This window comes from Leptospira noumeaensis, assembly GCF_004770765.1.
In the GTDB taxonomy this organism is placed as follows: Bacteria; Spirochaetota; Leptospiria; order Leptospirales; family Leptospiraceae; genus Leptospira_A; species Leptospira_A noumeaensis.
This window is the reverse complement of the sequence record NZ_RQFK01000026.1, coordinates 458737-470163: the sequence shown is the minus strand read 5'-3', so window position 1 is coordinate 470163 and position 11427 is coordinate 458737. Positions and strand designations below refer to the sequence as shown.

The following is an 11427-nucleotide window of genomic DNA, read 5'->3' as shown; positions in this document are numbered from 1 at the left end:
GTTAGTCCAAATGTGGGAGAATTTTTTCTGGCGATACTGGTTTTTCTACAAAATCAATACCTATCGATTTTGCCCTATTTTTGATCGCATCCTGTATGTTAGCTGTTACTAAAATGATTTTTGTATTTTTATAACTTTTTTTTAAATCTTCTGCCAAATCCAATCCAGAAAGTTCACCGGGCATATTTTGGTCTAAACTAAAGAAGTCAATATCTTCGTGATTCGCTACCATGGTTTTGGCAGCATCAGCCGAATCTGCCTCTAGAATTTCCCAATTTGGGAATTTATCCAAAATAATTTTTCGAATCATCAAACGAGTGACCGTGCTATCGTCTACGATTAGCGCTTTTTTTTGTGACATATGGATTGCCTTAATTCCGAACTTGTTTATATATGAAATTGCACCTATTAATTGACGGAAAAAATACCTTATCCCCGACCATACATGCGATCCAAAAACTTTATATTTTTATTTTTATACCTCTTTTGCTTTTGTAAGTCGAACCAAAAAATCTGTGAAGGGGAAAATTGCAGAACTGGAAAGTTTCAGGTAACCTATGAAAATGGCGATCGTTTTGATGGAGAGTTTTTAGAAGATGTCAAACACGGTTCAGGAATTTACCATTATTCCAATGGTGATATTTTTGAAGGAGAATATCAGTTTGGTTTTAAAGAAGGATCTGGAATTTATCGGTATGGGAATGGGGATCGGTTTATCGGATCTTACTCCAAAGGGAAAAGAAATGGATCTGGAAAGTATATCTTTGCAGATGGTCTCGTGTTAGAGGGGAATTGGGAGAATAATCAATTGCAAGGCCAGGCCAAAATAGTAAATGCAAAAGGAAGCCTGGTTCTAGAAGGAATTTGGAACAACAGTCGGTGGATGGGTATCACACCGACTTCTCCCTCAACCAATGGTGTCGAAATTTCGAATCCCGAGTGATTCGTATATTTTCCTAGTCGCCTTAGATTTGTTAAGCGTATACATATGAATGCCAGCAATTTTGTTGTCTAATAAATCTCTGACTTGTTCTGTTGCCCAGTGGATTCCCACATTTTCTGCATAAGAATCATCTTCCGCACGGGAAAGAGATTTTAAAAGTTTTGCTGGGAAACTTGTCCCTAAAGACAACTCTGCCATTCGTGCCATTCCTTTTCTGGAAGTGACTGGCATAATTCCAGCAATGATGGGCACTTTGATTCCTGCAATTTCACATCGTTCTACAAAATCATAAAAGTAGTGATTGTTAAAAAACATTTGCGTACAAATGTAATCGGCACCTTGGTCTACTTTCCATTTTAGGTATTCAATTTCTTTCAGTCGATTGGGAGTGGAGGGGTGTCCTTCTGGAAATCCAGCGATTCCAATTCCCATTTTTGGAAATTCCTTTTTGATAAAACCTACGAGTTCCCCTGCGTAAGCAAAACCGTTTTCCGTTTGTTGGAATTCGGTTTGTCCTTTTGGTGGATCTCCTCGGAGGGCCATGATATTATGGATTCCGCTTTTTTCATACCGTTTAAGGATTTCTTTGATTTCATCTTTGGTTGAACCAACACAAGTAAGATGACTAACAATCGTTAACCCTGTTTCTTCTTGGAGTTTTACCACTAAGTCGTGGGTAAGGTCTCTTGTCGATCCGCCAGCCCCATAGGTCACACTGACATAGGCTGGGTTCATTTGGGACAATTCTTGGATGTTTCGGAACAAATCCGCTGAGGCTTCCTCATTTTTTGGAGGGAAAAACTCGAAGCTGATGGTTGTTTGTTTTTTACCGAGTACCTGAGAAATATGCATAAAACCTATCCTCTAAACAGGAATATTTTTCTCAAGTCCCTTGTTTGCCAGAAGCCAACCTTTTGATGCTTTTGTTTTCACTGCCAACCAGAGAGAAAATTTAGGAAACAAGGCTGGAAGGATGACAATTGATGCTCGTAAATAAGAAGGAACCATCACTTCTCCCGGATTCTTTTTGATCGCATAAACAATCGCGTCTGCTACCTGAGGTGGTTCGATCACTGGAGTGAAAAGGGAAGGTTTGACACCGTCAATCATCCTTGTATTGACCATCGTTGGACAAATCCAACTAACGCCAATTTGTGTTTCATAAAGTTCCATTTTTAGAGCTTGGGAAAAACCAACCATGGCATGTTTGGTCGCGGAATAAGTTACCGTTCCTTCTGTACCAAACTTTCCAGCAATACTTGCCAAATTGATAATCGCGGCTTCCTTTTGTTTTTTTAAGATAGGAAGAGAAAGATATACCAATTTCATTGGTGCGCTCACATTGATTTGGATGGCTTTACTCCAAACAGAAAAATCCTTTCCTTCATAAGCACCGCTTGGTGCTATCCCTGCGTTGTTGATTAAAATTTGATATTCTAATCGTTTTTTTTGGATTTGTTTGATGAGAGATTCAATATCAGATTCTTTAGAAAGATCACAAGCGAACCCATAAAATTTTCTGCCGTAAGATTCTACTTTGTTTTGAATTTCATTTAATAATGGTAATTTGATATCAACACCAATGATATCATTTCCTTCTTTTGCCAATCGTTCTGCTGTCAAAGCGCCGATTCCCATGCCACAACCAGTGATAAGAATAGTATTTCCAGAAAGTTTCATATCTTAAAACTAAGTGATTTTTTACTTTCGTCAATCCGAATCGAATGAGAAATGGACGCATGGAATATAGATTGTTAAAAACGGAATTGGGCCAAAGACTCTCCACGGTCACCTCCACAAACGAATGGATTCGTGATGTTTCCATTCCTTTTGGTTCATGGGTGATTGCCGATGAACAAACTGCTGGTAAAGGTCGTGGTCAAAATGTTTGGCAATCGTTAGGCGAAGATCCATTGATTTTTTCAGGAAAAATTAGGATTTCTGCTGCGGAAATTTCCCTTCCCTTATTATCTATATTCGTTTCTTCCGCTGTATTAAAAACTATCTATCATTTTTTCCCAGAACGAGAAGCAGATACCACAGTGAAATGGCCCAATGACATTTATCGTCAAAATAAAAAAGTAGGTGGGATATTGGTTCAGTCTGAATTCATCAACGGAGTTTTTGATATTGTTGTAGGAATTGGTCTTAATTTTTTTGGAACTAGTGTTCCTGAAACTTTAAAAGACAAAGCTACTTTTTTGTGTGAGAAGCCTCTTGAGGAAGGAGTTTTAGAAAGATTCGCAAATCATCTAATCCTAGACCTAAACCAATCTGTGATTTCTTTACTCGACCAAGGACAAGTTTTAAAAGATTTAGTTTGGATTGAGGATCATTCTTTATTAAAGAACAAAGTCATTGAAACAGAATGGTTATCCAGAATGGTTCGTGGCCGTGTTTTGGGAATTGATGAATTAGGATTCCTTCTCATTATGACGGAAACCGGCGAAAAGATTGAATTGATGGATACTTCACCAAAATTTCGGATTATATAAATGTCAGAATCACCATTATTATTAGTAATCGATGTAGGAAATACAAACACCGTATTTGGTGTGTTTCGTGAAGGAGAAGATACTCCTGACTTTCATAAAAGGACAGTCACTCGTAGAGACCGAACTTCTGATGAACTTGGCCTTTTTTTAAAAGGATTTTTGACTCAGGAAAATGTGAAAGCAGATCGGGTAAAAAAAGCAATCTATTCCAGTGTGGTTCCATCTTTAAATCCAATCGTAGAGCGCATGTTAGAAGATTGGTTTGATGTAAATCCTTTACGTGTTCACTACCAAATGAATCTCAACTTTGGAATTAGTTACCCTCGTCCTTTCGAAATTGGTGCCGATAGGCTTGTGAATGCGGCCTACTGTGCAAAAACCTATCCTGGGAAAAAGGCCATCTTAGTGGATTTGGGTACTGCTACCACCTTTTGTGTAATCAGTGAAAAACCGGAATATGTGGGGGGAGTGATTGCTCCCGGTCTTAAAATTTCAATGGATGCCTTAACACGAAACACAGCACAACTTCCTCCAATCGTATTTGGATCTCCAAGTCGTGTGTTAGGCGAATCGACAGTGGAGTCCATCCAAGCAGGGTTTTTCTTTGGTTGGATTGGTCTATTGAAAGAGATTGTAAGAGCGATCAAAGAAGAACACCCAGGAGATTACGTAGTTGTCGGAACAGGTGGTCTGGTTACAACCATTCATGCTTCGCATAACCAAGTGTTTGACGAAATAGATCCTATGATGACTTTAAAAGGTTTAAAAATCCTCGCGGATTTAAATTCCTAATATTTTTTTACGATAGGCCTCACCCATTAGCTCGTAACCAATTTGGTTGGGGTGGATGGGGTCAGAAATTGAGTATAGAGGAAGATTCCCTGAGTAGGACTCAAAGATGGATTCGATCTCCACTAGATCAATCCCAGAGTTGCCGGTTTTTAATTGGCGTAAGGTTTGGTTGTTCGTTCGGATGGTTTCTCGGATAGAACTCATATTGGTCAAAGGGATGGCCGTCAGTAAGACTTTTGAGTTTTGCGAAGATTCTAAATAAGAAATCAATTCTTTGGTTTTTGACTCATACGTGTTTGTTCCATACACCATGGCATCGTTGGTTCCCAGTTCAATGATCCAAAGATCAGTGGGGATTTCATTCATTTGTTCTTTATTTTGCAACCAATCTTCTGTTGTGTATCCCGCCACTGAAATGTCAGTGACTGTAAATTCGGATCCAAGTTTTGTTTTCAGTCCAAAACCATCCGACCATTGACCTAAAGAATCTCCTACAATTGTAATACGGCGTTGCAATGAAAATCCTCCGAGTAATGATAGATACTGATTGGTTGGTTTATCGGAATGATAACACCCAAAACAAAAACTGAAACTAATAATTGGAATTAGAAAGGTTTTGAGAGAAACCAGAGTTTTCATTTTTTTGTGTACACAATGGTTTTATAGTGTAACCAATGATTGCCAGGAACAGGAATTTCCCATTCCTCCCTTTTCCAAGATGACTTTTTTAAAAAATCTTTGATCACGGAATTCATCAATTGGTCATCATAAAAAACAAAACTATCTCGTGATTCAATTGTTCGAATGTATGACTCAGAAGGAATATCCAATTCTCCTGGAATGAATTCTAAGATATCGAGGTCAGGTCTTTTTTTTCTTAAATCGAAATAGGGATCGGGTAGGGCCTGTAAGTAAACAGATTTTGAATGCGCCAAACTCATTTCTAAATTTTGGAAATGTGATTCTAGAATTTTTTTGGAATCTGTTTGAAACCAATGGATATGGTTTATATAAATTAAACTAAGAAGAGATAACAATACACCAACAATTGCTACTTTGGAACCATTCCCCTTGTTTTCGTATAACAAAGACATGCCGAAACCAAGAGGAAATAAAATATGAAAGACATACCATCCTTCGGATGAAGTATACAAAGATACAAAAACCGATAAAATCCAAATCCAAAACAAAATCCATTTTTGATCTAGTTTTCCTGATTCTTTTATAATTCGATAGGACAGTGTAATGAGTAAAACAATTTCTGAAAGGATGATTAACAATCGTAATTTTGAAAATCCAAATCCAAAAGAAAATACTTTTACTTTATCTAAGAGAGTAAAGGTTCCAAGCAAATTGCGTTTTCTGGTGAGTTGGGCACCAAATTGGATTTCAAACCAATTCCAATCGGGATGGATATAATACAACCAACCGAGGATTGGTAAAATTCCGCCCAGAATAAACCACGGAAAAGATTCGAATCCAAAGTTTCTCCAAACTAAATAAGCGGTCACTAGTCCAAAAGAAGCCCCAATGGGATGAGAAAGCGAAGACAGGGAAAGAGAAACTCCCGCTAAAAAAACATAATATAACTTTGATTTGTCTTTGTTCGTTGCAAATAGTAGACTTAAGATAAAGAAAAAAGCAGTGAGACCTTCCATTCGGGCCGCAGTTCCAAAACGAAAGAGAAGAGGTTCCCATAAAACACTTGCAAAAGCAATTTGGCTTGCGATTGGCGAAATAGATTCACGACGTAATAATAAATAAAAACAAACTGCTGTTAGGTAAACGATTGTTACATTGGCTAGGCGAACTGTAGTGAGTGTGTCAGGGAAAATGGATAAGGAAAATCCAGAGAATAAAAAATAAACAGGTGGCATCCAGAGAGTTTTGGATTCCATCCCTGGAATGAGACCTTTCAATACATCGGTTTGTAAACGGCTGTCCCTGGCAATAGACAAGGCTGGTGAAAAAAACAAAACTTCATCCGGCCAAACTACAGGGAAAACATCCAAGTTGATCCAAACCTGGAAAAAAAACAAAGCGGAGATGATGAGAAACGAGGCGTAAGCCACGTGAAATTTATTTAGAAAGGGAATTAACGGCTTCTTGTTCCGTCTCAAAAACTTCAAACAAATCCAAAAGTTCCACTACATCGAATACCTTTTTAACAGGCGGTGTGATGCAGCAAAGTTTCAACTTTCTACCTTGTTTGTCCAACTCCCGAACCATCCCAACAAAGATACGAATTCCCGAAGAAGAGATATAAGAGATGAGTTCTAGGTTGATGATGATGTCACCCTCGCCGTTCTGCACGTCGTCGGCCAATTTGGCCTCCACTTCATCCGAATGGGTAATGTCCAAACGACCGTTAAGGTGAACAAGTGTGTGCTTTCCGATTTTTTTGGTCTTTATTTCCAAAGCGAGCCTACTTGGTGACTAGAATCTCTGAAAACACCAAAGGTTCAAGAAATTTTTACGCTGCCTGGTTTTTGTTTCGGTTAAAAAGTCGCGGATCTGTTCGTTCTTCGACCGGAATGTGTAATAATATTCGTAGCTTTGTGGAACGAGCAGTTCTATGTCCCAAAAACTCTTGGATTTCCCATACAGGAAAACCTTTCTTGAAAAGGTCTAAAGCAATGACATCACGTAAAAAAGGAATGTGGATTTCCTTTGAGATCAAACGACTTGCTGTCTTCAGAATTTTTTGAATGGTTCTTGTTCTTAGTTTTCCGTAACGACCAGGAAATAGATAATCGGAAGGTGAAAAATCGGAGGAATACCGATACAGTTCTAATGCTAAATTGGGTTCAAGAAAGATTTTACGTCTCCGCAAGCGACCACCGTTCTTTAATTTGAATATTGTTCTTTCGGGGTTAAAGTCGGAGATTTTAAGATGAATGATTTCAGGGAGTGATAACCCTGTACAAACTAAAAATTTGATGATTAAATAATGCAGGTAATTTCTCGCCCGAAGTCGAAAGAGTAACGTCCGCACTTCCACTTGGTCAATCAAACGATTGTCAAGTGTCATGGCATCAACCGTCAATACTTGTGGGAGGAGGATTGGTAGATTCAAATCTTGATTTAGCATATTTTTTCTCGCAGGAATGTATCAGTTATAACAATCTATGCAATCAAATTGTCACCAAACTGTGGTTTTGGATCAAAAATTTTAAGAAATAAATTTACTAGTTCATGTTTTCACACCTTCCCGTTTTCTGCTTGATTCATATTCTAAAAACGATCCTATCTTTGGAAGAAAAGGTAAAGGACAGATATTTATGGACTCTTTGGAACTGAAAACGAATGACCCCGAACTCCAACTCACAAAGGAAGATTTACAAAAAGTAGAAGAACTGACAGGGCAAATACAACTCAACAATCCGAATGATATAGTTTCTTACGGTGCCTCTGCCCAAGCAAAAGTTTCTGAATTTGCAGATAAGGTTTTATCGGAAATCAAAACCAAGGATTCGGGTTATGCTGGGGAACTTTTAAACAACCTTTTGTTCAAAATTACAGATTTGAATTTGGATAGTTTTGCAGGCGAAGGGAACACTCTGTCCAAAATTCCGCTGATTGGTGGGCTTTTTGATGCTTCCCGGAAATTTCTTGCTAAGTTTGAAGACCTACAAACCCAGATTGAAAAAATTGTCGAAGAACTTCATACCGCTCGAACCAACCTAACAAAAGACATAACTTTATTACAGGCATTATACGAGAAAAACTTGGAGTATTTTAAGGAAGTTCAAGTGTACATTGCTGCGGGAGATAAAAAGGTTCAGGAATTACGAGACAAAATCCTCCCCGATATGCTCGCAAAGGCAAAAGCCCAAGGGGACACCCTCGCTTCCCAACAATACCAAGATATGGTACAAATGGTGGATCGGTTTGAGAAAAAAATCCACGATCTAAAACTCACACGTATCCTTTCTTTACAGACTGGGCCGCAAATCCGTCTCATCCAAAATGGGAACCAGGTTCTTGTTGAAAAAATTCAAAGTTCAATTTTGAACACAATCCCTCTTTGGAAAAATCAAATTGTAATCGCATTAGGTTTGTTACGCCAAAGAAAGGCTTTGGAAGCACAAAAACAAGTTTCGAAAACTACCAATGACCTAATCCAAAAAAATGCAGAAATGTTAAAAACGGGAACCGTAGAAATTGCCAGAGAATCCGAAAAAGGGATCATTGAAATTGAAACTTTAAAGACGGTAAACCAACAATTGATTTCAACCATCACGGAAACTTTGAAAATTCAGGAAGACGGTCGCCAAAAACGAAAGTTAGCGGAACAAGAAATGATCAAAATTGAATCAGAAATCAAACAAAAACTTTTGGAATCAAAATAGAATGAGCGAAGTGCAATTAGAACAAAATGTAGAGGAAAAAAAATGGGCCAGACGCGCCCATCTTTCTACAATTTTAACTTATCCCATGGCATTGTTGCCATTTCCATTTTTTATCTCATCTCTTGGGGCAATGGTTTATCCCTTTGTCATGTGGCTTTCTCGAAATAAATCTTCTTATTCCGCCAAACAGTCATTAGAGGCAATGTATTTGCAAGCTTTGTTGTCACTTGGATTTTTTGGATTTGGAGCAAAGTTCGGTGATGATCGAGTGTTACTTGTATTTTCTTATGTGTTAATGGCATTCCTGCATGTAGTTTTTTTAGGAATTGCTATTTACAGAACAACGATTGGTAAAGCACATCATTACCCATTTAGTTTTTTCCCTCTCCTTTTTTCTTCCAATCAAACGAAAGAGAATTGGAATGAATTAAAGAAAAAATTTGAAGATAAAGTCGAGTTTACTGAATACAAATCTCAGATGGAACGATTGGATGGCTTTCGTTCTTCTACAGAAAAAGAATCCAAAGCACTTACGGATGGGTCACTACAAGGCTTATGTAATGAATACTTACATTCTTTATCTGATTTACGTGTGAAGCTCGCCGAAGACCCACTTTCTTATCGAAAGGCAAAACAGTTTTTAAATTATTTTCCTGAGACTGTTTCCAAAATATTAGGCCAGTACAACAAATTGAGTGTAGGTTCTCCTGATGCAGAAAAAAGGAAAACGGAACTAAATTCCTTACTGAGTGAAGTGATCAAAACAACTGAACAAGTTCGAAATAAACTCAAAGCAGATGAAACTCTAAATTTAGATGTTGAGATCACCGCGATGAAGAAAAACATCGAATTTGGTGGGTATTGATGCAATCTGAGTTACTGGATAGGTCTTATCATTTTTTAAATTTTCTTCCCAACGTTTCTGACTTCCTTGTGCAAAAACATAAAGAATCAGGTCTCAAGGTAGATGAAAAAAGTTTATACAATCTTGTGACGGAAGCTGATTTAAAAGCAGAGTCCATGATTTTGGATGAGATTCAAAAAAACTATCCAGGTGACGGAATCCTTTCGGAAGAACGAGGCAAAATAGAAGGTAAATCCGGATACACATGGGTTGTGGATCCATTGGACGGAACTACCAATTATACTCATGGACTTCCGTTATACGGTGTTTCTGTTGGGGTAGTCGAAACAGATACGATGACCCCGCTCATTGGGATGGTTTTTTTTCCAGAATTAAATACTTATTATCATGCCATCAGAGGCCAAGGGGCATTTCGAGAAAAAACTCCCATCCAAGTTTCAAGGACAAGTTCTCTAAAAGATTCGTTATTTGTTACTGGATTTCCTTATGATCGAAATTTATCTTTAGATACACTCATGCAATATTATAAATCCATTTTGCAGAAATCTCGAGGCATTCGGAGAACTGGAGCAGCAACTCTCGATTTATGTTGGTTAGCCGAAGGGAAATTTGAAGGATATTATGAACTTGGCCTTAAACCTTGGGATATGGCAGCGGCAGGTCTCATTGTTTTAGAGGCAAAAGGAAGAATCACATCCATGGATGGTAATGATTTTTCAATTTTAATTCCGAGTTTACTCGCAACCAATGGACTTGTGCATGAGTATCTTTTGGCAGAATTTGAAGGTCAAATCAATCGAGTAGTGTACTAACCATTTGGTTTAATTTTTTTCGAATTACTTCTTTGCTGAAATTTGCCAAAACATATTCTCTTCCATTTCTACCTAATTGATTGGCAATTTCACGGTTCTCTAATAAAAAATCCAACGTCCGTTGGAATGAAAGTGAATCTGAATAAAATAGCCCACCTTGGCTTCGTAAACAATGTCCTCGCATAACAGAAGATTTTGCATTAACGAGGACGGTTTTTTCCTGAATCCACGCCTCCATTATGGAAATTGAAAAACTTTCAAAGGCTGATGGATTGAGAAGAAAAAAAGATTTTTGAATTTCTGATATTTTTTCTTCTTCGCTGACAAAACCCGTAAAATGAATTAATGGATCTATTGGTACTTCCATGGAAGCAACCGATCCTAGCGATTTAATAGTCACATCAGTTCGATGAGAATAAGTTTTCCAACTTTGAAAGTAATGGAAAAGTTCGGGATATCCTTTTGCAGGTTCAATCCTACCAACTGTGATCAATTGATTAGAATTAGAATTTCCAAAAGAATTTGGATGGTTTGGATTTATTGGAACCAAATGATCGTTGATATAGGTTCCAATTAAAAAGTAAGACTTAACTTTTTGTTTTGTATACGTTTCGTAAACTTCCATCTCTTCCGGCGCATTGAAGCTGTAAAAAAAACGATTAGCATACGTTTTACGATACATAGGAAGGCGGAATGGTGGTTCGTCATGAAATGTAGGCACAATGACAAAAGGAATTTTTAAATTAGGAATAGATGCAACAACTGGATAATATAGATATCCAATGAGAATTGCTAAATCGAAGTTTTTTTGTTCTTTGGTAACGTATTCCACTAAGTCGGGACAATATGGTCCTTGTTCTTTTAGAAATTCGTATTGTTCTTTTTCTGAAACAGACTCACCTTTTTTCAAACAATGATTTAGTAGGTGATTCATTTTGTTTATGTTTCTCGTTTGTTTCGTAGGAAATCGAAGGATACAAATGGAGTTTTCTTTGGTTTCTCCTTTAGGTAATTCATTTTTCCAACTAACATAATCTTTTGCGGTTGAAGTACAAACAGTGACTTCATTTGATTCCGATAAAATGGAAGCATAATCATAAGCCAGTTTTTCTGCCCCACCGGATGCATGTTCTAAAAACCGAGCAGTGATGATGAGAATTTTTGCCAT

Annotated in this window: 14 protein-coding genes; 6 read left to right on the top strand and 8 right to left on the bottom strand. The window is 37.6% G+C overall.

Annotated features, from left to right (window positions below; genetic code table 11):
* Nucleotide 1 precedes the first annotated feature (1 nt).
* Entirely contained in the window at nt 2-361 is a 360-nt protein-coding gene (locus EHQ24_RS10325) for a response regulator (RefSeq protein WP_135601560.1), read from the bottom strand.
* An 84-nt stretch (nt 362-445) separates the two neighbouring features.
* On the opposite strand from EHQ24_RS10325, the gene EHQ24_RS10320 reads away from it, so the two are divergent.
* Nucleotides 446-943, top strand: a complete 498-nt coding sequence (locus EHQ24_RS10320; protein ID WP_135601559.1) for an MORN repeat-containing protein — start codon at nt 446-448, stop codon at nt 941-943.
* On the opposite strand, the gene metF is transcribed toward EHQ24_RS10320, so the two are convergent.
* Together metF and EHQ24_RS10310 are read right to left on the bottom strand one after the other, a co-directional pair.
* Nucleotides 908-1795, bottom strand: a complete 888-nt coding sequence (gene metF / locus EHQ24_RS10315) for a methylenetetrahydrofolate reductase [NAD(P)H] (protein WP_135601558.1) — start codon at nt 1793-1795, stop codon at nt 908-910. The genes EHQ24_RS10320 and metF overlap by 36 nt on opposite strands.
* 12 nt (nt 1796-1807) lie before the next feature.
* A complete protein-coding gene (locus EHQ24_RS10310) occupies nt 1808-2623 on the bottom strand; it encodes an SDR family NAD(P)-dependent oxidoreductase (protein ID WP_135601557.1) in 816 nt (271 codons plus the stop codon).
* Between the two features lie 59 nt (nt 2624-2682).
* Between EHQ24_RS10310 and EHQ24_RS10305 the strand changes: the two genes are divergently transcribed.
* Both EHQ24_RS10305 and EHQ24_RS10300 read left to right on the top strand, forming a co-directional pair.
* The gene (locus tag EHQ24_RS10305; RefSeq protein ID WP_135601556.1) at nt 2683-3438 is read left to right on the top strand and encodes a biotin--[acetyl-CoA-carboxylase] ligase; all 756 of its coding nucleotides are present in this window, start codon (nt 2683-2685) and stop codon (nt 3436-3438) included.
* Nucleotides 3439-4230, top strand: a complete 792-nt coding sequence (locus EHQ24_RS10300) for a type III pantothenate kinase (protein WP_135601555.1) — start codon at nt 3439-3441, stop codon at nt 4228-4230.
* Here EHQ24_RS10300 and EHQ24_RS10295 read toward each other — a convergent pair.
* From EHQ24_RS10295 to EHQ24_RS10280, 4 genes are read right to left on the bottom strand one after another with little or no spacing between them, the layout of a single operon-like run.
* Nucleotides 4219-4869, bottom strand: coding sequence for an SGNH/GDSL hydrolase family protein (locus EHQ24_RS10295; RefSeq protein WP_244310378.1), 651 nt, complete (start codon nt 4867-4869; stop codon nt 4219-4221). The two genes, EHQ24_RS10300 and EHQ24_RS10295, sit on opposite strands and share 12 nt — an antisense overlap.
* Nucleotides 4866-6302: an ArnT family glycosyltransferase gene (locus EHQ24_RS10290; protein ID WP_135601554.1), complete on the bottom strand. Its 1437-nt coding sequence runs from the start codon at nt 6300-6302 to the stop codon at nt 4866-4868. The genes EHQ24_RS10295 and EHQ24_RS10290 overlap by 4 nt, the downstream gene beginning before the upstream one ends.
* A gap of 7 nt (nt 6303-6309) precedes the next feature.
* Nucleotides 6310-6648 carry an STAS domain-containing protein gene (locus EHQ24_RS10285; RefSeq protein WP_002975971.1) on the bottom strand — a complete coding sequence of 113 codons (339 nt, stop codon included), beginning with the start codon at nt 6646-6648 and terminating at the stop codon, nt 6310-6312.
* Nucleotides 6649-6703: 55 nt separating this feature from the next.
* On the bottom strand, nt 6704-7321 hold the full coding sequence (locus tag EHQ24_RS10280) for a site-specific integrase (RefSeq protein WP_135601553.1): 618 nt from the start codon (nt 7319-7321) through the stop codon (nt 6704-6706).
* A gap of 190 nt (nt 7322-7511) precedes the next feature.
* Between EHQ24_RS10280 and EHQ24_RS10275 the strand changes: the two genes are divergently transcribed.
* The 3 genes from EHQ24_RS10275 to EHQ24_RS10265 are packed head-to-tail and all read left to right on the top strand — an operon-like array spanning nt 7512 to nt 10259.
* The gene (locus EHQ24_RS10275; protein ID WP_135601552.1) at nt 7512-8582 is read left to right on the top strand and encodes a toxic anion resistance protein; all 1071 of its coding nucleotides are present in this window, start codon (nt 7512-7514) and stop codon (nt 8580-8582) included.
* A gap of 1 nt (nt 8583) precedes the next feature.
* Nucleotides 8584-9447 carry a magnetosome magnetite crystal formation protein family gene (locus EHQ24_RS10270; protein ID WP_135601551.1) on the top strand — a complete coding sequence of 288 codons (864 nt, stop codon included), beginning with the start codon at nt 8584-8586 and terminating at the stop codon, nt 9445-9447.
* On the top strand, nt 9447-10259 hold the full coding sequence (locus EHQ24_RS10265; RefSeq protein WP_135601550.1) for an inositol monophosphatase family protein: 813 nt from the start codon (nt 9447-9449) through the stop codon (nt 10257-10259). Before EHQ24_RS10270 ends, EHQ24_RS10265 begins: the two co-directional genes overlap by 1 nt.
* Here EHQ24_RS10265 and EHQ24_RS10260 read toward each other — a convergent pair.
* Complete coding sequence (locus EHQ24_RS10260; RefSeq protein WP_135601549.1) at nt 10240-11427, bottom strand: glycosyltransferase family 4 protein; 1188 nt, start codon at nt 11425-11427, stop codon at nt 10240-10242. The genes EHQ24_RS10265 and EHQ24_RS10260 overlap by 20 nt on opposite strands.